At 62.5% G+C, this 20,867-nt stretch carries 16 protein-coding genes and 1 pseudogene; 5 read left to right on the top strand and 12 right to left on the bottom strand.

What is annotated here, in order from left to right; translation table 11 throughout:
- Positions 1-290: 290 nt before the first annotated feature.
- Positions 291-1,493 (top strand): multidrug effflux MFS transporter, encoded by a 1,203-nt coding sequence (locus AC1DZE_RS14600; protein ID WP_477700230.1) that lies wholly within the window; start codon positions 291-293, stop codon positions 1,491-1,493.
- 20 nt (positions 1,494-1,513) lie between these two features.
- Here the strand turns inward: AC1DZE_RS14600 and AC1DZE_RS14605 are convergent, their stop codons facing one another.
- Complete coding sequence (locus tag AC1DZE_RS14605; RefSeq protein WP_457279183.1) at positions 1,514-2,374, bottom strand: PA4780 family RIO1-like protein kinase; 861 nt, start codon at positions 2,372-2,374, stop codon at positions 1,514-1,516.
- Positions 2,375-2,394: 20 nt separating this feature from the next.
- Positions 2,395-3,888, bottom strand: coding sequence for a MocR-like pyridoxine biosynthesis transcription factor PdxR (pdxR, locus tag AC1DZE_RS14610; RefSeq protein WP_477700231.1), 1,494 nt, complete (start codon positions 3,886-3,888; stop codon positions 2,395-2,397).
- Between the two features lie 128 nt (positions 3,889-4,016).
- Here pdxR and AC1DZE_RS14615 point away from each other — a divergent pair.
- Positions 4,017-4,718, top strand: a pseudogene (locus AC1DZE_RS14615) (GNAT family N-acetyltransferase); the annotation flags it as partial.
- A 127-nt stretch (positions 4,719-4,845) separates the two neighbouring features.
- Here AC1DZE_RS14615 and AC1DZE_RS14620 read toward each other — a convergent pair.
- From AC1DZE_RS14620 to AC1DZE_RS14655, 8 genes are all read right to left on the bottom strand, one after another.
- Entirely contained in the window at positions 4,846-5,310 is a 465-nt protein-coding gene (locus AC1DZE_RS14620; protein ID WP_477674210.1) for an RcnB family protein, read from the bottom strand.
- A 184-nt stretch (positions 5,311-5,494) separates the two neighbouring features.
- The gene (locus AC1DZE_RS14625; RefSeq protein ID WP_477674211.1) at positions 5,495-6,628 is read right to left on the bottom strand and encodes a hypothetical protein; all 1,134 of its coding nucleotides are present in this window, start codon (positions 6,626-6,628) and stop codon (positions 5,495-5,497) included.
- A 228-nt stretch (positions 6,629-6,856) separates the two neighbouring features.
- Positions 6,857-7,834, bottom strand: a complete 978-nt coding sequence (locus AC1DZE_RS14630; protein ID WP_477673029.1) for a tRNA dihydrouridine synthase — start codon at positions 7,832-7,834, stop codon at positions 6,857-6,859.
- Between the two features lie 12 nt (positions 7,835-7,846).
- The gene (locus AC1DZE_RS14635; RefSeq protein ID WP_477673030.1) at positions 7,847-9,106 is read right to left on the bottom strand and encodes a methyltransferase; all 1,260 of its coding nucleotides are present in this window, start codon (positions 9,104-9,106) and stop codon (positions 7,847-7,849) included.
- Positions 9,107-9,528: 422 nt separating this feature from the next.
- Positions 9,529-10,938, bottom strand: coding sequence for an efflux transporter outer membrane subunit (locus AC1DZE_RS14640; protein WP_477700232.1), 1,410 nt, complete (start codon positions 10,936-10,938; stop codon positions 9,529-9,531).
- A 30-nt stretch (positions 10,939-10,968) separates the two neighbouring features.
- Positions 10,969-14,202, bottom strand: a complete 3,234-nt coding sequence (locus AC1DZE_RS14645; RefSeq protein ID WP_477700233.1) for an efflux RND transporter permease subunit — start codon at positions 14,200-14,202, stop codon at positions 10,969-10,971.
- A 33-nt stretch (positions 14,203-14,235) separates the two neighbouring features.
- Positions 14,236-15,474: an efflux RND transporter periplasmic adaptor subunit gene (locus AC1DZE_RS14650; protein WP_477700234.1), complete on the bottom strand. Its 1,239-nt coding sequence runs from the start codon at positions 15,472-15,474 to the stop codon at positions 14,236-14,238.
- 44 nt (positions 15,475-15,518) lie between these two features.
- A complete protein-coding gene (locus AC1DZE_RS14655; RefSeq protein ID WP_477671622.1) occupies positions 15,519-16,379 on the bottom strand; it encodes an alpha/beta hydrolase in 861 nt (286 codons plus the stop codon).
- Between the two features lie 457 nt (positions 16,380-16,836).
- On the opposite strand from AC1DZE_RS14655, the gene AC1DZE_RS14660 reads away from it, so the two are divergent.
- A complete protein-coding gene (locus AC1DZE_RS14660; RefSeq protein WP_457279192.1) occupies positions 16,837-17,763 on the top strand; it encodes a LysR family transcriptional regulator in 927 nt (308 codons plus the stop codon).
- A 188-nt stretch (positions 17,764-17,951) separates the two neighbouring features.
- Positions 17,952-18,155: a hypothetical protein gene (locus tag AC1DZE_RS14665; protein ID WP_477671484.1), complete on the top strand. Its 204-nt coding sequence runs from the start codon at positions 17,952-17,954 to the stop codon at positions 18,153-18,155.
- A 36-nt stretch (positions 18,156-18,191) separates the two neighbouring features.
- On the opposite strand, the gene AC1DZE_RS14670 is transcribed toward AC1DZE_RS14665, so the two are convergent.
- Both AC1DZE_RS14670 and AC1DZE_RS14675 read right to left on the bottom strand, forming a co-directional pair.
- The gene (locus AC1DZE_RS14670; protein ID WP_477672772.1) at positions 18,192-19,133 is read right to left on the bottom strand and encodes a DUF808 domain-containing protein; all 942 of its coding nucleotides are present in this window, start codon (positions 19,131-19,133) and stop codon (positions 18,192-18,194) included.
- Between the two features lie 207 nt (positions 19,134-19,340).
- Entirely contained in the window at positions 19,341-19,688 is a 348-nt protein-coding gene (locus tag AC1DZE_RS14675) for an ElaB/YgaM/YqjD family protein (RefSeq protein WP_477671482.1), read from the bottom strand.
- A 339-nt stretch (positions 19,689-20,027) separates the two neighbouring features.
- On the opposite strand from AC1DZE_RS14675, the gene AC1DZE_RS14680 reads away from it, so the two are divergent.
- Positions 20,028-20,207: a hypothetical protein gene (locus AC1DZE_RS14680; protein ID WP_457279196.1), complete on the top strand. Its 180-nt coding sequence runs from the start codon at positions 20,028-20,030 to the stop codon at positions 20,205-20,207.
- The last annotated feature ends 660 nt before the right edge of the window (positions 20,208-20,867 follow it).

Raw genomic sequence — 20,867 nt, forward strand, 5'->3', positions numbered from 1 at the left:
TGCGCTCCTGTTCGTCCAAAGACCTCAGGTTAAACCCCGTATTGCGGCTTCATTACAGTTTGAATCAACACAGTGTCCCGCTTACATTTCGGCCCCTGTCAGGCCTGACAGGTTACCGGCGCAGTGCAAGCAAGAGACAGCGAGGTCAGCGACAATAGCCGCAGATAATTTCTTACCGTCATTGCGCCCCGCCCTGGTGCGTTTTCAATGGCGGTTTTAACAGTGCCGTTTGGGTGCAAGGCCTTCCACCTTGTTACTGATACACAAAGCGGCTTGACTTCATTTCATTCATGACAAAAAGTTTCTTCCGGGCAGCCCTGGTGCTGGGTTTGCTGTCCGCCATCGGCCCTTTCGCCATCGACATGTACCTTCCCGCGCTGCCTTCCATCGGGCACAGCCTGGGCGCCTCCATGGGCGCGGTGCAAGCCAGCCTGATGGCGTTTTTCATCTCCCTCGGCATTGGGCAAATCATCTACGGCCCGGTCTCCGACATGGTGGGCCGCAAGCCGCCGCTGTACTTCGGGCTGCTGCTGTTTGCCGCGGGCAGCATCGGCTGCGCACTGGCGCCTGACATCCAGACGCTGGTGGTGCTGCGCTTCATCCAGGGCCTGGGCGCCTGCGCCGGCATGGTGGTGCCACGGGCGGTGGTGCGGGACCTGCATACTGGCCATGACGCCGCGCGGCTGATGTCCCTGCTGATGCTGGTCTTCAGCGTCTCGCCCATCCTGGCGCCGCTGGCCGGCAGCTTCCTCATTGAAGCCTTCGGCTGGCGCAGCGTTTTTTGGGCTGTCACCGTAGCCGCCGCCGCAGGGCTGGCGCTGGTTGCGATGACCCTGCCGGAAACGCGGCCTGCCGAGCAGCGAGTGGACAGCAGCTTTGGCAGCGCATTGACCGCCTACGGCGTGCTGCTGCGCGACCGCCATTTCATGGGCCTGGTGTTCATCGGCGCCTTCGGCATCTCGAGCTTTTTTGCCTACCTTGCCAACTCGTCCTTTGTGCTGATCAACCACTACGGCCTGACACCGCGCCAGTACAGCATCGCCTTTGCAGTCAACGCAGCCTCCTTCATCGGGGTTTCGCAGTTCACCGGCAAGCTGGCTGCGCGTTTCGGGCTTGTGCCCATCGTGAAAGTGGCCGTGACGGGTTATGCCGCCGTGATGGCCCTGCTGCTGGTGCTGAACCTGGTGGGCATCGAAAGGCTGGACGTGATGATCGCGCTGATGCTGGTGGGCTATGGATTTCTGGGCTTGGTGGTTCCAACCACCGCCGTACTGGCACTGGAAGAACACGGCGCCATAGCCGGCACGGCCTCGGCCCTCATGGGCACCTTGCAGTTTGTCACCGGCGCGGTGGTGATGGCGGTGGTGGGCGTGTTTGTAGACGGCAGCGCCCGCCCCATGGTGGCCGGCATCGCCGGATGCGCCTTGCTGGCGTATGTCACGGCACGCGTGACGCTGGGCGGCAAGCGCGCTGCCACTGCGCCGGCGCACTAGCGCCTCGCGAAAAGACGCACCTAACGGGCTTGTTGCATGCGCAGCCGCCGCGCTGACTCTTCAGCACGCGCATCGTCGATCTCACCCATCACGGCGCCGAGGTTGACCGGCCCGGTCTTGTGGGCAAAGCGGCCCGTCAGCACCGTCTCGGGCTGCAGCACGCCGCGCTGGTACAGGTCCCAGATCTCGCTGCCGTAGTCGGTTTGCAGCAGCTCCGGCGCAAAGCGGCCGAAGAAGCCGCGCAGGTTGGCCACGTCGCGCAGCAGCATGCGGCCCGCGTGGTTGTTGCCGGCAGCGTCCACCGCCTGCGGCAGGTCGATGATGACCGGGCCGGGCTGGCCGTCCGTCACACCGAGCAGGATATTGAATTCCGACAAGTCGCCGTGCACGACGCCCGCGCACAGCATGCGCACCACTTCCGTGAGCAGCGTGGCGTGGTGCTGGCGGGCATCTTCGGGCGTGAACTCCACGTCGTTCAGGCGCGGTGCGGCATCACCGTGCTCGTCGGTCACCAGCTCCATCAGCAGCACGCCATCGCAAAAGTTGTGCGGCTTGGGTACACGCACACCGGCAGCAGCCAGCCGGTACAGCGCATCGACCTCGGCGCTTTGCCAGGCCGCCTCGGTGGCCTGCCGGCCGAAACGCGTGCCCTTGGCCATGGCGCGCGCCTGCCGGGTGTTCTTGACCTTGCGGTTTTCGGTGTAGTCCACCGCCTGGCGAAAGCTGCGCTCGGTGGCGTCCTTGTAGACCTTGGCGCAGCGTGTTTCGTCGCCGCAGCGCACCACGTACACCATGGCCTCCTTGCCGCTCATCAGTTGCCGTACCACGGTATCGATCAGGCCTTCTTCGAGCAGCGACTGCAGCCTCTTGGGTGTTTTCATGGTGCCATTGTGCGCCGGGCTCAGCCTCCTGCCGCCAGCACCAGCTGCGACAGGCGTTTGACGAGAGGGTCCAGCAGCTCCGTCGCGGTGTTCCCGTAGCCCAGCACAAGGCCGTTGTCTTCAGGCGCCGGCGCCATGGCAAACGAGGAAAGCGGCATGGGCGCCATCCCGTACCGCCGGGCAGCTTCCGCAATGCGAGCGTCCGCAAAATCCCGCGGCAGGCGGACAGCCAGGTGCAGGCCGCCCTGCCCGCCTTCAATGACGTGCGGAACGCGCAGGTGCCGTGTCAGTGCTTCCCGCAGGGCATGCTGGCGCTCACGGTACAGCCTTCGCATCCGGCCCAGGTGCCGCACAAACTGCCCGGATTCGATGAAGCCGGCCATGGCAAGCTGCTCATGGCTGTGACCGCCGCGAAGCATCTCGCGCAAGGCGTCCTGCGCTGAAGCCAGCAGTGGCTTTGGCATGACCACGAAACCCAGGCGCAACGAGGGGAACATGGTTTTGGAAAACGTGCCGACGTAGAGCACAGGCGCATCGGCCACCAGGCCCTGCATGGCGCCTATGGGTTCGCCGGCGTGGCGGAATTCGCTGTCGTAGTCGTCTTCAATGATCCAGGCGCCGTGCCTGCGCGCGGCAGACATCAAGGCCAGGCGGCGTGCCACCGACATCACCACGCCAATCGGATACTGGTGCGAAGGCGTCGTGTAGATCAGCCGTGGTGTGCGTGAACGCCAATCCGCCGCGCCGGCGTGCAGGCCCTCGCCGTCCATGCGTTTGGGCACGATGCGCAGGTCACCCGCATGCATGGCGGCCTTGGCGCCGCGGTAACCCGGGTCTTCCACCCAAGCCGTGTCGCCCGGGTTGGTCAGCAGGCGCACGCACAGCATGAGCGCCTCCTGCGCGCCTTCCGTCATGATGACCTGCGCCGGTTCGCAATGCACACCGCGTGTGATCGCCAGATGGCGCGCAATGGCGGTGCGCAGTTCGGCCTGACCGAAAGGGTCGCCGTAATGCAGCGCCGCCGGCAAGGCCTCGCGCACTGCGCGGTCCAGCATGCTGCGCCAGACGGCCAGCGGAAACTGGGAAAGGGCCGGCACACCGGGCCGCAAGGCGGTGCTGGAGTCGAGGCGTGCGGGGCCCGAGCGAATGTGGGACAGGCGCAGTGCCACACGGGATGGCGCGGTGGCCTCAGGCTGCGCCTCCTGCGTGGCCGGGCGCAGCAAAGCCGCCACGGTGCTTCCCTGCCGGTCGGCGCGGACATAACCCTCGGAAACAAGGTGTTCGTAGGCAATCGCCACGGTATTGCGTGAGACCGACAAGGTTTGCGCCAATGCGCGCGAGCCGGGCAAACGGCTGCCCGCGGCAAGCTGGCCCTTGAGGATGGCCTCTTTGAGCCTGCGGTAGAGCTGGCGCTGCAAAGGCTCGGCGTCGGACCTGTCCAGCGGGGCTTCCAGGAAACCCTGCGGGGTGGAATGCTTTGGAGCGGACTTGTTAGCGGACTGGTTGGAGGGCATCACGCAAGGGTTGTTGAATGGCGAGAAGTTCTGTCGAAGGTCGTGGCACCACAAAATAACGAATTCATGGCACTTTATGAAGTGCCACGAAGATCTTAACCTAGTGACTCAAACTCACAGGAGCATCAATGACCACACGCACAAACACCTACGGGCAACCCATTGGCGAAGCCATGCTGGGCTGGACGGAAAGGCAAAGGCCGCCGCGCATCACACTCGAAGGCCGGTATTGCCGCCTCGAACCGCTGGACGCCAGGCGCCATGGCGACGACCTGTTCGCCGCCTACGCCGCCGCGCCCGATGGCCGGGCCTGGACCTACCTCGCCCCCGAGCCGTTTACCGCGCGCAGCGATTTCGACGCCTACCTCGAGCGCAACGCGGCCAGCGCCGACCCTTTGCATTACACGGTCATGGACGCCGGCACCCAGCGCGCGGTCGGGACGCTGTCGCTGATGCGCGTGGACACCGCCAACGGTGTCATCGAGGTCGGGCACGTGATCTTCTCGCCACTGCTGCAGCGCAGCCGCGCTTCCACCGAGGCCCAGTACCTGCTGATGAAGCTGGTCTTCGAAACACTCGGCTACCGCCGCTACGAGTGGAAATGCGACAGCCTCAACGCGCCGTCGCGCAGCGCGGCCGCCAGGCTCGGTTTCAGCTTCGAAGGCGTTTTCCGGCAGCTCCTCGTCTACAAGAACAGAACGCGCGACACCGCCTGGTTTTCCACCATCGACGGTGAATGGCCGCTACTGAAGAAGGCCTTCGACAGCTGGCTTTCGCCGGGTAATTTTGATGCGCAGGGTGCGCAGGTTCTGGCGCTCACTGACATTCGCAGCCGCCTGATGCACAAAGCCCCCGCTGCGATTGCAGCCTGACGGCAGCACCACACAAGGGGGTTTCTTTTCGCCATGGACTTCAGGAAGGCGCCGGGTATGTATTTCCCGGCGCCGTACCGAAAGCTCAGTTCAGCACCAGCTGCGCGATCACACCGGTGGCAATGGCGATGAGCGCATAGTCAGCACCCACCTGCACCCACTGCTGGCCGCGCGGCGGCGCATGGAGGCGATGCCCGCGCCAGTCATTCACCACATACTGACGGCCGCGGTACTCATTCGGGATGCGGCCGCCGCGGTAGAACTGCGGGCCGTGTCCATCGAAGTGGCGGTCATTGCGGGCGTAACGGCGGTCGTCACGATGGTCAAAACCGCGCCCGCCGCGATCGTCTGCACGGGCGTCTGCGCGACCATGACCGGGACCATAGCCGGGACCATCGTCGCGACTGTAACCGGGACCGACAGACCCGCGCTGTTCAACACGAGGCGACTCACCGCGCTGGCCGCGCCCGTCGTAGCCTTGCGCAAACGAGAGCGAGGCAAAGCCCAGCGACGCTGCGGCAATGGCACACACAATGGCTTTTGATTTCATGATCGACTCCTTTGGATGGAAGAGTCTTCATGGTGTTCCGGCGACGTGTCGGCGCAGCAAAGCCGCGGGAGTGTTTGTGTAAAGCGGGGTTACGGAATATTTTTTAAGTGATCACAACTAAAAGAACATATTCGTCCTATTAGATTGCCATTACGACTTGAATCAATATCCCGAAGCCTCGTCTTCAGATTTTTGCATCCGTTGTGGAATTTTTAGTTCCGCCCCAAGCGGCCAAGCCCGGATTGGTATCAATGGCCATATTCACTTTATTCTGAAAGCTAGTGATGAAGTCACCGTTGAAGTCAATGACTGCTGTCTTTCCACTTTCCGTAACCAACGTTAGTTGGAGCAAGTTGCTATCTCTATTTGAAGAAACAGAAAATCTGACGCATTTTCCACTTACTGCAATTTCAATTTCTGGATCTTTAGCCAAAGCCGGCTCCTGTTCCCCGCCAAAGATCACCTCTTCGGGGAATGAGCTTTTATGCACTATTAAGTCGCGAGCGGGAAAGTCGTAACGCAGCGGTAGATCACCGAGAACCTTTTTAGTAGCGGCATATACAAATAGATCTGCCACTTCTAAAAGAGCATGTTTTGAATCACCCGCGACCTCTATGGGTAGATGGGAAGAACCCATAGGACCCTCAATAACCAAATCTTTGGCTAACACGGACCATTTAGGCATTTTTGAGAACCATCGAATTTTTGCTTGCTCTCTGTCCAAAAATATTTTTCTAACTCTTAATCCTCGATCTACTCTCCTCGCATGTACTCGCCAATTCGGCATATTTCTTTTTAGAAAACTCGGGGTCGTGACCGGATCGGCTGGGACTCGTATATCTGCCGGATCCAAATACAAAGCAACAGCAAGAAAAGCTTGTAGCGTTATCCACCGTTCATTCACGTCCTGAACGGAATCTGCATGTCCATTCTTTCCGACAAGTCTCACTCGCTTCGGGTAGCCCCCTGCCGGGATATGCGAAATCAGATATTTTGCCGAGCTTTCAGCAACAGCCTTCAGTATGTCTGCGCATAAATTAATCGCATCAGTGTTCGATAGTTCTTTCCATTCAGTTCTGGACCGACCCGCAGGAGAAAAAAATTGACTGCAATGAATAGGGGGTTCAGGCTGACCTCCATAACGCATTTTTATCTGCCCAATACTCCGCTCAGTTTTCGCGACATTAGTTTCTGGAATAAGCACCAATCCGTAGAACGCACCGTGTTCATTAATACTTTCATCGCCAAATGCGACATAGCATTCATTCAGAGGAAAGTTAAATGGACTTGCGGGGTCGGAATAATCAATAGCGTCCATGTCTACTCCCTTTCTTACGCGTGCTCAGAGCGTGATGTACAAAGATCATCCTGTTACTCACTCCAATAAAACCAATAAATCCGAAGAATATGAATTTACTGCTACATCAAAGGAGCGGCGAACTATCGGATGACAGCTAAAGATGCCATCCCCAACAATATGTATCAGCCGGAACTCTGGCACCTTCCAATCAAACGAAGCCTAAATGCGAGTCGAACAAAAAACCATTTAAGAGTTGCTGTTTGATGCCTGCACCAGCCACGCCTCCACCAACACCGGATCATTCACCGTCTTGATCGCCTGGTAGGCGACCTCCGCCTCCGGAAAACGCCGCCGCAAAAAATTCAGCCACTGCTTGAGGCGCCCCGCTCTCGCACGCGTCTCAAGCCGCGAGCAGACGATGTGCCAGAACTCGGCAATCAGCGGCAGCAGCGTGGGCCAGCTTACGGCGGCATGGTGCTCACCGGCCAAGTCGGCCTTGATCGCCAGCCCCAGGCCCGGGTCGCGCACCGCGCCGCGGCCGATCATCAGCACGTCGCAACCTGAAGCTTCGCGGCAGCGCCGCGCATCTTCCACTGTCCAGATCTCGCCATTGGCCACCACCGGAATCCTGACTGCTGCGCGGATGTCGGCAATGCGCTCCCAGTAAGCCGGCGGCCTGTAGGCCTGGGCTTTGGTGCGGGCGTGTACGACCAGCTCGCCGGCGCCGCCGGCTTCGATGGCGAGCGCACATTCCACGGCACGCGCATCGTCTTCGTAGCCCAGCCGCATCTTGGCCGAAACGGGCATGCCGGCCGGCACCGCCCGTCGTACCGCGCCGACGACGGCCGTCAGGGTTTCGGGCTCGCGCAGCAGCGATGCGCCACCGCCGTGGCGATTGACCACCGCAGCAGGGCAACCAAAGTTCAGGTCAATGCCTGCCGGGCCAAGGCTTGCGAGCCGCGCGGCATTCTCGGCCATGCAACCCGGGTCGGAGCCCAGCAACTGCGCACGCACCGGCACGCCGGCCAGCGTGCGGCCGCCATGGTGCAGCTCGGGCACGATGCGATAAAACACACGCTCGGGCAACAGCTGGTCGGTGATGCGGATGAATTCAGAAACGCAGCGGTCAATGCCGCCGACCCGCGTGAGGATGTCGCGCAGTACGAAGTCCAGCAGGCCTTCCATCGGGGCCAGCAGGACGGTGGCGCGTGCTTCAGCCTTCATCGCACCTGGCTTTTATTTGGCGGCCAATCGCCACAACGATGTGACTTCCGCCGCGCGCGCCGCATGCAGCGCATCGCTGGCGTCCGAGGCTTTGGGGTGATGCGGCTGCGCATCCAGCCGGTCCACCACCTTGAGGCCCGCCGCATCGATCGCCGCCAGGAGCCACGCGCGCGTGCGCAGGCCCAGGTGCTCGGCAATATCCGACAGGATCAGCCAGCCCTCGCCTTTGGGCTCCAGGTGCGTCGCCAGGCCGTTGAGGAAACCCAGCAGCATGCGGCTGTCTTCGTCATACACAGCATGCTCCAGCGGCGAGCCGGGACGCGCGGGCAACCACGGCGGGTTGCAGACGATGATGTGCGCCTTGCCTTCGGGGAACAGGTTGGCCTCGCGCACCTCGACTTGCGGAAAGCCCAGGCGCTTGAGGTTGTCGCGCGCGCAAGCCAGCGCACGCGGGTCCTGGTCGGTGGCCACCACGCGCTGGATGCCGCTGCGCAGCGCCAGCACGGCAGCCAGCACGCCGGTGCCGGTGCCGATGTCAAAACCGGTCAGGTCATCGGTGCCTTCAGGCACGGGTGCCTGGGCCACCAGGTCGATGTATTCACCGCGCACCGGCGAGAAAACACCGTAGTGCGGATGGATGCGGTTGTGCGGGCCGTCTTCACCCAGCGCGGGAATGGGCACGCCCTTGCGGCGCCATTCGTGCGAGCTGATGAAACCCATCAGCTCGCGCAGCGATGCGACGGAGGGCACTGCGCCATCCCTGGATGGTCCCCAGGCTTCGGCGCAGGCTTTTTTTGCATCCGGTGCGCGGCGCAAGGGGATGCTGTAGTCCGCGTCAAACGGAATCAGCACCATGCCCAGCACGCGGGCACGCTGCGCCTGCGCCTGGCGGTGCAGGTGAAACGCTTCCGGGAACACCGGCGCGGCGGCTTCAACGGGGGCGCTGGCCTCTCCGGCTTTCTGGTCCTTCACGCGTTTCTCGCGCTTGGGTTTGGCCGGTTTGTCGACGCGGCGGGCCAGCGCCTGCAGCAGTAGCCGGGCATTCTGGAAGTCGCCACGCCAGAGCAGGCCCGTGCCTTCACAGGCCAGGCGGTAAGCAGCGTCGGCCGCGAGGGTGTCGTCAGCGATCACCACACGCTTGGGCGGCGGCGCGCCGCGCTCGGAACGCCAGCGCGCAGAACGCGCCTCGCCGCCCTCCGTCCAGTGGATGGTGGCGGGCTCAGGAGAAGAGGCAACGGAAGAAGTGACAGGAACAGCAGGTGAAGCGGGCATCAGGGGGCAGACACAAAGAAGAACAAAGAAGGAAGCCAAGTGTTTTAACAGATGGCCAGCCCCAGCGGCTGCAAGCGCTGCCTAATCACTATCAATTTAATAGCTGCTCGCGCATGTCCTGATTGCGCCACAGCCACTTTTGGCACTCAAAAAAGGCCTTTTTGAAGGTCTACAGGCTATTTTGGGTGATCAAAAGGCTCCAAAACAGCGTTCAGAGCACTTTTCAGGTCATTTTCAGGACCGATTCAGGCCTCCAGCCCAATAGGAACCTGCGCCACCAGCTATCAATTAGATAGCAACAACCGGCAGAGAGCGCTTCCCTCCTCACCAGCAGGAGCCGCGGAACTGGCTCCGCCAGGCCGCAGGCGCCGTCCCCTGCAAGGGGAGAGGAGGCTACACGAAGTGAGCCTCAACAGGGGTGTTCAAGTGCTCCAGCCGCCACCCAGCGCCCGAATCAGACCCACCGTTGCCAGGTACTGCGCGGTCTTGACCTGCAGCGCTTGGCGGCGGTTGCGCAGTTCGCTGCGTTGCGCGTCCAACAGTTCAAGCTGGCTGACAAAGCCATTGCGGTAGCGTGAATCCGACAGCACCGTGGCGCGTGTGGCCGAAGCGACGGAACGCGACTGCGCTTCCGATTGCTCGGCCAGCAGGCGCAGGGCCGAGAGCTGGTCTTCCACGTCCTTGAAGGCGACGAGGATCTGTTCACGGTAGTTGGCCAAGGCGATGTCGAGTTCAGCATTCGCGTTCTGCACGCCGGCCTTGCGGCGTCCGCCGTCAAAGATCGGCAGCGAGAGCAAAGCACCCACGCCCCAGGCCTGGGTCGAAACCTTGAACAGGTCCTTGATCTCGGGCGCGGCATAACCTGCGTTGCCCGTCAGCGAAAAGGTCGGGAACCACGCAGCCTGGGCGACACCAACGCGGGCCTGCGCGGCCTGCATGGTGCTTTGCGCGGCAGACACATCGGGCCTGCGTTCCAGCACGGTGCTGGGCACACCGGCCGGGATGACCGGCAGCGCGGTCGACCACTCGGTGGGCGCGACGGCAAAGTTCGACGCCACCTCGCCCACCAGCACAGCCAGGGCATGCTCCAGCACGGCGCGGCGCTGGTCGAGCGCCAGTGCATCGGACTCGGTTGAGGCGACCTCGGTGCGCACACGGGCCACGTCGAGCTCGGCCACGTCGCCCTCCTTGAAGCGCACTTCCGTCAGGCGCAGCGTGTTGCGGTAAGCCTGCAGTGTGTCACGCACCAGCGTGCGTTCGGTGTCGAGCGCGCGCAGGTTGAGGTAGGTTTGCGCCACATCGGCCTGCACCAGCAGCTGGGTGCTGCGCAGCAAGGCTTCGCGCGATTTCGCATCCAGCGATGCGGCGTCAGAGTTCAGCGACAGCTTGCCGATCAAATCAACTTCATACGAAAAGTTGGCCGCCGCCGTCACCGTGGTCTGCGCGACGCGGTTGGTGGTGATGTTGCTCTGGCGCACGGCGCCGCCGCTCAAACCGACTTGCGGCAGGCGGTCGGCATCGGTGTTGCGCAGGATGGCGCGCGCCTGGGCCAGCCGCCCCGCGGCCACCTTGACACTGTTGTTGTTGGCGCCGGCCTGCTCGACCAGCTGGTCGAGTACCGGGTCGGCAAACGCCTTCCACCAGGTGCCTTGTGATTGCGGAGCGGTTGCTGCAGGCGCCGCCGCGACGGCGGCAGCGTTTTCCTTGTAGGCGGAAGGCGCAGCCGGAATGCTCGCCGGGTCAACCGACGCGCTGGTGGCGCAGCCGGCCAGCACCAGGGCGGCCAGCAAAGGCAGCAGCGCGGTGCGCAGTTTGGACGTTGTGTGGTTCATGATGAACTCCTGTACCTTTGATGCTTGTTGTTATTCGTGAAGCTTGAGGGGCGCTGCCGGCTGCGCGTGCGCACCTGCACCACCACTGCCCGCGAAGGCCTCGACGTGCGGCACTTCGCCATGCAGCTTGAGCGGACGGTTGCCCGTGAGGCGGCGCAGCGTGACGTAGAACACCGGCGTGAGGAAGAGGCCGAAAGCCGTCACACCAATCATTCCCGAGAACACCGCCACACCCATGGCATGGCGCATTTCGGCACCGGCACCGGAGGACAACACCAGGGGCAGCACGCCCATGATGAACGCCAGCGAGGTCATCAGGATGGGGCGCAAACGCAGGCGGCTCGCTTCAATCGCGGCCTGCAGCGGCGTGCGCCCGGCAAACTCCAGCTCGCGCGCAAACTCCACGATCAAAATCGCGTTCTTCGCCGACAACCCCACCAGCACGATCAAGCCGATCTGCGTGAAGATGTTGTTGTCGCCGCCGGTCAGCTTCACGCCCAGCATGGCGGCCAGCAGGCCCATGGGAACGATCAGCACGATGGCGATCGGCAACGTCAGGCTTTCGTACTGCGCAGCGAGCACCAGGAAGACCAGCAGCAGCGCCAGCGGGAACACCCACATGGCCGAATTGCCGGCAATGATTTCCTGGTACGTGAGGTCCGTCCACTCGTAGCTGATGCCGGGTGGCAGGGTTTCAGCCGCGATGCGGGCGACCGCATCCTGCGCCTGGCCCGACGAATAACCGGGCGCGGCGCCGCCGTTGATGTCGGCCGAGAGGAAGCCGTTGTAGCGCATGGCGCGTTCAGGGCCAAAGCTCGGCGTGACTTTCATCAGCGCCGACAGCGGCACCATTTCGCCGGTGGCCGATCGCACCTTCAAGAGGCCGATGTCTTCAGCGCGGGCGCGGTAAGGTGCATCAGCCTGCACCCGCACGGAATATGTGCGGCCGAACTTGTTGAAGTCATTGGCGTACAGGCTGCCCAGGTAAATCTGCATGGTGTCGAACACGTCAGTCACCGGCACGCCGAGCTGGCGCGCCTTGGTGCGGTCGATGTCGGCATACAGCTGCGGCACATTGACCTGGAAGCTGGAGAACATGCCCGCCAGCTCAGGTGTCTGGTACGCCTTGGCCATGAAGGCCTTGGTGGCGGCGTCCAGCGCGGCATAACCGAGCGAGCCGCGGTCTTCCAGCTGCAGCTTGAAGCCGCCGGTGGTGCCCAGTCCCTGCACGGGCGGCGGCGGGAACATCGCAATGAACGCCTCCTGGATACCGCCGAATTTTCCGTTCAGCTGGCCAGCGATGGCGCCGGCGCTCAGGTCTGCACTCCTGCGCTCGTCGAAGGGCTTGAGCGAGAGAAACACGATGCCCGAGTTGGAGCTGTTGGTAAAGCCGTTGATCGACAGGCCGGGGAAAGCAATCGCGTGTTCCACGCCGGGTTGTTTCATGGCGATGTCGCTGATCTTGCGGATCACGTCCTCGGTGCGGTCCAACGTGGCGCCGTCGGGCAACTGGGCAAAACCGATCAGGTATTGCTTGTCCTGCCCAGGCACAAAACCGCTGGGCACTGCCTTGAAGAGGCCCGCCGTGGCGAGCACCAGCACCAGGTAGACACCCAGCATGATGGCCTTGCGCGAAATCGCACCCTTGACACCGCGGCTGTAGTTTTCGGAACCGCGGCTGAACAGGCGGTTAAAGCCTGCGAAGAAGCGGCCGAACACCTTGTCCATGCCGCGGGTCAGCGCGTCTTTCGGTGCGTCATGGCTCTTGAGCAGCAAGGCGGCAAGTGCCGGCGACAGGGTCAGCGAATTGACGGCCGAGATCACTGTAGAGATCGCGATGGTCAGCGCGAACTGCTTGTAGAACTGTCCCGAGAGGCCGGTGATGAAAGCCAGCGGCACAAACACGGCGATCAGCACCAGGGCAATCGCGATGATGGGCCCGGACACCTCCCGCATGGCGCGGTAGGTGGCGTCGCGCGGACTCAGGCCCGCCTCGATGTTGCGTTCGACGTTCTCCACCACCACGATGGCGTCGTCCACCACAATGCCGATGGCCAGCACCAGCCCGAAGAGGCTGAGCGCGTTGATCGAAAAACCGAACAGGTGCATCACCGCAAACGTGCCGATGACAGAAATAGGCACGGCCAGCAGCGGAATGATGGAAGCGCGCCATGTCTGCAGGAAGATGATCACGACCAGCACCACCAGGGCCACGGCTTCGAGCAGCGTATGTACCACGGCCTCGATGGACGAGCGCACAAACTGCGTGGTGTCGTAGACGATTTCGTAGTCCACGCCTTCGGGCATGCTCTTTTTCAGGTCCTTCATCACGGCCTGCACATCGTCGGAGATCTGGATGGCGTTGGAGCCCGGTGCGGCAAACACCGGCACGGCCACAGCCTGTTTGTTGTCCAGCAGCGAACGCAGGGCGTAGTCCGACGCACCGAGCTCCAGGCGGGAAATATCGCGCAGGCGCGTCACGGCGCCGCCCTTGTCGGTCTTGACGATGATGTCGCCGAACTCTTCTTCGCTTTGCAGGCGGCCCTGGGCATTGATGGACAACTGCATGTCCACGCCGGGCAGGCCCGGGGAAGCGCCCACGACGCCGGCCGCAGCCTGGATGTTCTGCTCGCGGATGGCGCGCACCACGTCGCCGGCAGACAAACCGCGCTCAGCGACTTTTTGCGGGTCAAGCCAGACGCGCATCGAATAGTCGCCCGAGCCGAACAGCTGCACCTGGCCCACGCCGTTGATGCGCGCCAGGCGGTCCTTGACATTGAGCACCGCGTAATTGCGCAGGTAGGTCATGTCGTAGCGGTCGTTGGGCGACAGCAAGTGCACCACCATCGTGAGGTCGGGTGAGCTCTTGATGGTGGTAATGCCCAGGCGGCGCACTTCTTCCGGCAGGCGCGGCTCGGCTTGCGAGACACGGTTTTGCACCAGTTGCTGGGCCTTGTCGGGGTCGGTGCCGAGCTTGAAGGTGACGTTCAGCGTCATCAGGCCGTCGGTGGTGGCCTGGCTGCTCATGTAGAGCATGCCGTCCACGCCGTTGATGGATTCCTCGAGCGGAGTGGCGACGGTCTCGGCAATCACTTTGGGGTTGGCGCCGGGGTAGTTGGCGCGCACCACCACCGTGGGCGGCACAACGTCCGGGTATTCGGCGATCGGCAGCGAGCGCAGCGCGATCAGTCCGGCAATGAACATCAGCAGCGACAGCACGCCGGCAAAGATCGGCCGGTCAATAAAAAATTTGGAAAGATTCATGGCAATTCTTCTGGTTCAGGTGTCAAGGCGGGCTCAGGACTTGGCCGCGACCTTCACGGCTTTTTCGGTGAGTTCCGACTTGGCGGTCATCTCGACCGGCTGCGGTGTGATCAGCGCGCCGGGGCGGATGCGCTGCAGGCCGTTGACCACAATGCGTTCATTGGCGGCCAGGCCGCTTTTGACGACACGCAGGCCATCGACGGAAGCGCCCAGCGTGACTTCGCGGTACATCGCCTTGTTGTCGGCGCCGACCACGAGCACAAACTTCTTGTTCTGGTCGGTGCCGACGGCGCGCTCGTTGATCAGCAATGCCTTGCCTTTGGTGGCCTGGCCCATGCGGATGCGCGCGAACTGGCCGGGAATCAGCTGGCCGTCCTTGTTGTCGAACACGGCGCGCGCACGCACGGTGCCGCTTCGGGCGTCCACCTGGTTGTCGACCAGCTGCAGCTTGCCTTCAAACGGCGTGTCGGCGCTGGCGGCGGTGCCCATCTGCACCGGAATGCGGTCCAGGTTGCGGCCGCCCGCGATACCGGCGTTGGCGCCCTGCACGTCCTTGAGGGCCTTGACCACGACCTGCTCGTCGGCGTCGAAGCTCGCATAAATCGGGCTCACGGACACCAGTGTGGTCAGCACGGGTGCGCCCGGTCCTGCTGCGACCAGGTTGCCCACCGTCACTTCGAGCTTGCCGACGCGGCCGGCCACCGGGGCGCGGACCTGCGAATAGCCCAGGCTCAGCTGCGCCGTTTGCAGGGCTGCCTGCGCGGCGCGCAGGTTGGCGTCGGCTTCACCCTTGCCGTTGGTGCGCTCATCAAATTCGCGCTTTGAAATGGCCTGCTCGCCCCACAAGCGCTGTGAGCGCTCGTGTTCGCCCTTGGCCTGTGTCACGCGGGCCTGCGCCGCGGCCACCTGGGCTTCGGCGCGCGCCACTTCGGCGGCATATGGCGCCGGGTCAATCGTCAGCAGCAGGTCACCCTTTTTGACGAGTGCGCCTTCGCGGAAGTGCACGGCCTGGATGGTGCCGGCCACGCGCGAGCGGATATCCACGCGCTCGACCGCTTCCAGCCGGCCTGAAAACTCGTCCCAGGCAGACACGTCGCTTTGCACGACGGTGGCCACAGAGACCGGCGTGGCCTGCGGCTCGCCGGACGCAGCGGACTGGGCACGCGTGCCCGAAACGCCGAAGATGACGGCCGTCACGCCCGTCAATGCCAGAACGGCCACGACGGTTGCCAGCAAACGGCGCTTGTTGTTGTGCAGATGAATCGATGTCATGGTGAAACCCCTCAAAAGAAAAAGGAAAAAAGGAACTGTGAAACTCAGGAATGGGTCGCATGCGCGGCCAGCGCATCAGCGAAAAAACGGGTGTACTGCTCATGCAGGACAGGGCCCCACGCAGCCTTGTGGTCGCAAGGCTGCAGATAGCTACAGGGCCAACCGGTCGGCACCGGCAACACGGTCTCGTGCGCAACCAGGCCTGCGGCGCGCAACCGTGCGGCGTAGGCCAGCGTTTCGTCGCGCAGCGGGTCGTCCTGCGCGGTGATAAGCAACGTTGGTGCAAGGCCTGCCAGGCGGAATGCCGCACCGGGTGCAGCGTAAGGGTGGCTTGCGTCTTCGGCCCGGGGCAGGTATTTGTGCCAGCCGTCGGCCCAGGTGCAGCCCACGGGCCCGGCTTCGGCGTCGCGCAGCGAAGCGGTCGCAAGGCATGGGTCCAGCATGGGCGACATCAGGATCTGCCCCGCCAGGGCAGGCTCATGCTGGTCACGCGCCATCAGCGCCACGGCGGCAGCGATATTGCCACCGGCCTCTTCGCCGGCCACAAAAACCGGCGCACCGACGCCGACCAGCTTGTGGCGGGCCTTGGCGGCCCAGACCAGCGCGGCATAACCTATTTCGACAGCATTGGGGAAAGGGTGCTCTGGCGCCAGCGGATAGTCCAGCGACATCACCACTGCGCCGGCTTGGGCCAGCAACCCGGCTACGCAGGAACCGCCTTCCAGGGACCCGCCTACAAACGCGCCGGCATGGAAATGCACCACCAGGGGTGAAACGCCCGTGCCGCTGCGGCGGCCGTAAAAGCGCACGTCCAGCGGCTTTTTCAGTGCCAGCTGGATCTGTTTTTCCACCCAGGGAGGGGGGTTTTTGTCGGCGCCTGCGGGGACGGGCTGTGGGCTGTTCATCATGGCGAGCCGCACGCGGCTCCTCTTTGTTGCAATGCAGCAGAAGATACGCGCGACAACCCGCTTAATAAATAGCCGTTTTGTTTATACTTTATTTCACCAGTGCAACAATGAGGGGTAGCAAGCAGGCTTCTCCTCTGAAAATCACGGTCCCCCATGAAAGCTCCCATGAACATCCGAGCGCGGAGTTTCATCCTTCCCTGTGGGGCAAGGTCAATCGGGAGCGGGCAATCCCGGAAAATTCTCAGGGCTATTTCGCGCCCCGCACCTGAACCGGCTGGGCTGGTCACAATCGCCCCTCGCCGTTTTGCCGATGAGCCCCTGTCGGCAAATGACCCTCTTCCCCGGCAGCCATTCTTTTTATTACCGCCCCCGTTATCCGCCCCATATCCTCTTGCAGCGCCAGCCCGCCAGGCAAGGCACGCGCTGACGGCCCTCACCAGAACAGGACTCTTTTATGGATAAATTTTCCGCAATGCAGGCCTTTGTACGGGTTGTGGAGGCCGGCACGTTTACCAAAGCGGCAGATTCCATGGGTATGCCCAAGCCCACGGTGACGCGCCTGATCCAGACGCTGGAGCAGTCACTGGACACCAAGCTGCTCAACCGCACCACGCGCAAAGTCACCGTGACGGCCGACGGTGCGGCTTACTACGAGCGCGCCGGCCGCCTTCTGGGCGAAATGGAAGAGCTTGAGTCGAGCATGTCGCGCGCCAAGGCCAGCCCGCGTGGCCGGCTCAAGGTGGATATTCCCTCTTCACTGGGCCTTGCGGTGGTGATTCCGGCCCTGCCCGATTTTTATGCGCGCTACCCCGACATCCAGCTGGAGCTTGGCGTAAGCGACCGGCCGATCGACATCCTTGCAGAAAATGTCGACTGCGTGATCCGCGGCGGGCAGATCACCGACCAGTCGCTGGTGGCGCGCCGCATCGGCGAGTTCTATTTGATGTCCTGCGCTTCGCCCGCCTACCTCAAGCGCCACGGCGTGCCACAGCACCCGCGCGAGCTGCAGGCGCACAAGCTGATCCGCTATTTTTCGCCGCGCGACGGCAAGCTTTACACCGTCAACCTGCAAAAAGACGGCGAGGTGGTGGAGATCGGCGGACACCACCAGCTGTCGGTCAATGACTCGAATGCGGGTGTGGCAGCGGCGCTGGCGGGCCTGGGTATACTGCAGACGCTCACCTTCCTGGTTCAGCACCACATCAGCAGCGGTGCGCTGGAGCCCCTGTTCAACGGCTGGTGCTCCGAGGCCAAGCCCATTCATGTGGTGTACCCACCCAACCGCCACCTGAGCAACAAGGTGCGTGTGTTTGTCGACTGGATCGCCGACCTGTTCGCCAAACACGACCTGATACAGCGCAAGAGCAGCTTGCCGCAATAAACGCGGCAGACGACGCGACAGCCGCTACACCGAATGCATCGGCATTTCCCGGCGTCCCCAGCTTCCTACAACTGGCGTCATCCGCAGACTACACCACAGGACATCCCAGGGGAGTAAGGTCAGTGGCTGTCCGGCGTTTTGCGCGCCTGCTTTCATACACTGCCTTTCTTCCCTGCGAAAGACCACCCATGCCAAGACCCAAAGTTGCCGCGCCCGATACCGAGAGCCGAAAGGCACTGGAGCAGCGGGCGCGGGAAGCAGCCATGCCCGCACCACCCCGTGAAAAAGGCCGCTGGCCATTTCCGGTGCCGGACGACCAGCCCGCCGGCAAGACTGAAGGCCGCCACGAGGAACCGGAAAAGCCGGCCAAGCCAGGAAAGTCCGGCGACTGACTGCCGGATTCTCCATGCACTCTCTTCTCTTCTGTGTCAGCGGCGCGCCAGGACGCGCTTGACCAGCATGGCGGCGAACAACACCAGCGCACCGGCGATCAAGCCTGTGAGTGCGTCCATCAACAGCGGTGTGAGCGCGGCCAGCAAGGCACCTGCTCCGCCAATGGCCGACGCTTTTTGTGCGAGCAGCTCGATCGCGTGATGCAACGGCGCAAAGCCGTGTGTCAGAATGCCGCCCCCCACCAGGAACATCGCGATGGTGCCCGCCACGGAAAGGCCTTTCATGAGCCAGGGAGCGGTCAGCAGGATGGCGCGGCCTGCGCCGCGCTGAAAGCGGCCCAGGGCGCCGCCTCCTTCACGCTGGCTAAGGTAAAGCCCGCCATCGTCCAGCTTCACGATGCCTGCCACCAGGCCATAAACCCCCACCGTCATCAGAAGGGCGATACCGCCAAGAACAGCCACCTGCGTCACGAAGGGACTGGCCTGCACGGTGCCCAGCGTGATCGCGATGATTTCAGCGGACAGGATGAAGTCGGTGCGGACCGCTCCCTTGATCTTGTCTTTTTCAAGCGCCAGCACGTCTACGTCGGGGTTGGTCAGTGCGGCGGTCAGTGCTTCATGCTCGGCCGCCTGTTCGTCTGCGCTGTGCATGAATTTATGCGCGAGTTTCTCAAACCCCTCGTAACAAAGAAATGCACCGCCCACCATCAGCAGCGGCGTGACGGCCCACGGTATGAACGCGCTGATGGCCAGCGCGGCCGGTACCAGGATGGCCTTGTTGACAAAAGAACCTTTGGCCACAGCCCAGACCACCGGCAGCTCCCGGTCTGCCTTGACACCTGAAACCTGCTGGGCGTTGAGGGCGAGGTCATCACCCAGCACGCCGGCAGTTTTTTTGGCAGCCACCTTGGAAAGCAGCGCCACATCATCAAGGATGGTGGCGATATCGTCGATCAATGCAAGGAGGCTGCTGGCCATATGTAGGTTCCGTGTGCCGGCGCAAGGCCGAAGGGGGTGAGCAAAGCTTGCAAAGCCTGGCCGTGGCGGTGCCGGGGCCTGGCAGGAGTCCGGTGCTGCTGTTATGCGTTGTGATCGCACCGAAGGGGAGACCTACTGTACCCAAATCCAGCGCAACAAAAAGCCGCCTCGCGGGCGGCTTTGAACGGGCATTTATGTGCCAGGTATTCAGCGTGCCGTGAGCCGTCCCAGGATAAAGCCCAAGGCAAGGGCGGCACCGACGGCCTCCAGGGGCCTTTCCTGCACCCATGATTTCGAGGCCTCAATGGCCCGGCCTGGTGCTTCAGTCACCCTGCGGGTCTGGTCGGCAAAACGGTCAGCCACGCTGCTGGCACCGCCGGCCAGCTTGTCGACGCCTTCGTGCGCGGCGGAAGAAGCGCGGTCTACCGCACTGCGGGCCGGCTCAGCCACCTTGTCAATACCGCTGTGGAGCGCTGCGCCGGCAGACTCGACGCCGCGCTGCAGGGGGTTGTCAGTACCGGAAGCCGTACCGGTGGAGGCTGTGGTTTTGTCCATGATGCTTCTTTCAAAAAAATTCCGCAAAATACCTCTGCGATCTATTTGTGTCCCGGCGATGACGGGTATATGGTTCGTCATCCAGAGGTGTCTGCCGACATTAAGCGGTGGCAGGCATGCAGACTGTGCGCAGCCGGATACGCTGCATGTAGGACAAGAGAGTGTTGTGCGTGCCGCGCGGTTGTCGGCCCACACTGACAGGAAAAAGGCCGCTTGGCTTGGCAGCCCCTGTCGCGGTTGCCCGCATCATCGTCCTGAACTCACAAGCCAAAGGCATCCAGGCCAGGCACCGTTGATAAACGCCCTTCTAACGTTTTCGAAACTCCAAGGAGAAGCACAATGCCCAGAATTGGACGACCCGCCCTCAGAACCGGCGCAACCGACAACGGCCAGCCGCGTAACGGCCCACCCGAGGAAGGTCTGGATGAAGACGACGCACTGGAGTTGCCGGTCGAGCCCGACGAAGGGATGCCGCTGATTCCTGATGACGATGAGCGGGTGGTGAATGTGCCGTCGTGAGATGGCGCTCTTAAGGCCTGGTTTTTTCTGTCGTTGTGCTTTTTGCTGAGTTCTGCTGGCCGGGGGTTGCCCGGCATGCAAGTAACTTTCTTTTGCTTCGCCAAAAGAAAGTCACCAAAGAAAAGGCGACCCTGGTTCCTGCGTCCCTACGCTTCGCTACGGGCAACCTGTGGTGCTCGGTCCAGCCGGGGTCAAAAACAACTCGCTTCGCTCAAACAAGTTTTTGCCCTGATCCGTCTGGACCTCCGCTCCTCGGCGCATCCACAAGGGGGTGGGGAAGGAATACGAATACCTGAAGAAACAAGGACACGCCATGGCGTGTCCTTGTCGGTATTGGAGTTGGTATTTGTCTTCAGTCCCCGCTCCCGATTAGCCCTTCTGTATGCGCCGAGGAGCGCAGGTTCAGGCGGATCAGGGATCGCGATTGTCTGAGCCGAAGGCGAGTTCGAGCGAGACCCCGCCTGAACCGAGCACCGCAGGTTGCCCGTAGCGAAGCGTAGGGACGCAGACAGCAGGGTCGCCTTTTCTTTTGCTTACTTTTCTTTTGGCGAAGCAAAAGAAAAGTGAGTAGCCGCCGGGCTACCCCCGGCCAGCAGCTCTCAGCAGAAAGCACAACGCCGGAATACGAACCGGCCCAAACAGAATCAGTTCAAAAATCCA

Source organism: Polaromonas sp. P1_F1 (assembly GCF_056405795.1).

Bases quoted from the DNA above. Each gene is read 5' to 3' on its own strand.
- AC1DZE_RS14600 (WP_477700230.1), top strand. From the start codon at position 291: ATGACAAAAAGTTTCTTCCGGGCAGCCCTGGTGCTGGGTTTGCTGTCC.
- AC1DZE_RS14605 (WP_457279183.1), bottom strand. From the start codon at position 2,374: ATGAAAACACCCAAGAGGCTGCAGTCGCTGCTCGAAGAAGGCCTGATC.
- pdxR (WP_477700231.1), bottom strand. From the start codon at position 3,888: ATGCCCTCCAACCAGTCCGCTAACAAGTCCGCTCCAAAGCATTCCACC.
- AC1DZE_RS14620 (WP_477674210.1), bottom strand. From the start codon at position 5,310: ATGAAATCAAAAGCCATTGTGTGTGCCATTGCCGCAGCGTCGCTGGGC.
- AC1DZE_RS14625 (WP_477674211.1), bottom strand. From the start codon at position 6,628: ATGGACGCTATTGATTATTCCGACCCCGCAAGTCCATTTAACTTTCCT.
- AC1DZE_RS14630 (WP_477673029.1), bottom strand. From the start codon at position 7,834: ATGAAGGCTGAAGCACGCGCCACCGTCCTGCTGGCCCCGATGGAAGGC.
- AC1DZE_RS14635 (WP_477673030.1), bottom strand. From the start codon at position 9,106: ATGCCCGCTTCACCTGCTGTTCCTGTCACTTCTTCCGTTGCCTCTTCT.
- AC1DZE_RS14640 (WP_477700232.1), bottom strand. From the start codon at position 10,938: ATGAACCACACAACGTCCAAACTGCGCACCGCGCTGCTGCCTTTGCTG.
- AC1DZE_RS14645 (WP_477700233.1), bottom strand. From the start codon at position 14,202: ATGAATCTTTCCAAATTTTTTATTGACCGGCCGATCTTTGCCGGCGTG.
- AC1DZE_RS14650 (WP_477700234.1), bottom strand. From the start codon at position 15,474: ATGACATCGATTCATCTGCACAACAACAAGCGCCGTTTGCTGGCAACC.
- AC1DZE_RS14655 (WP_477671622.1), bottom strand. From the start codon at position 16,379: ATGAACAGCCCACAGCCCGTCCCCGCAGGCGCCGACAAAAACCCCCCT.
- AC1DZE_RS14660 (WP_457279192.1), top strand. From the start codon at position 16,837: ATGGATAAATTTTCCGCAATGCAGGCCTTTGTACGGGTTGTGGAGGCC.
- AC1DZE_RS14665 (WP_477671484.1), top strand. From the start codon at position 17,952: ATGCCAAGACCCAAAGTTGCCGCGCCCGATACCGAGAGCCGAAAGGCA.
- AC1DZE_RS14670 (WP_477672772.1), bottom strand. From the start codon at position 19,133: ATGGCCAGCAGCCTCCTTGCATTGATCGACGATATCGCCACCATCCTT.
- AC1DZE_RS14675 (WP_477671482.1), bottom strand. From the start codon at position 19,688: ATGGACAAAACCACAGCCTCCACCGGTACGGCTTCCGGTACTGACAAC.
- AC1DZE_RS14680 (WP_457279196.1), top strand. From the start codon at position 20,028: ATGCCCAGAATTGGACGACCCGCCCTCAGAACCGGCGCAACCGACAAC.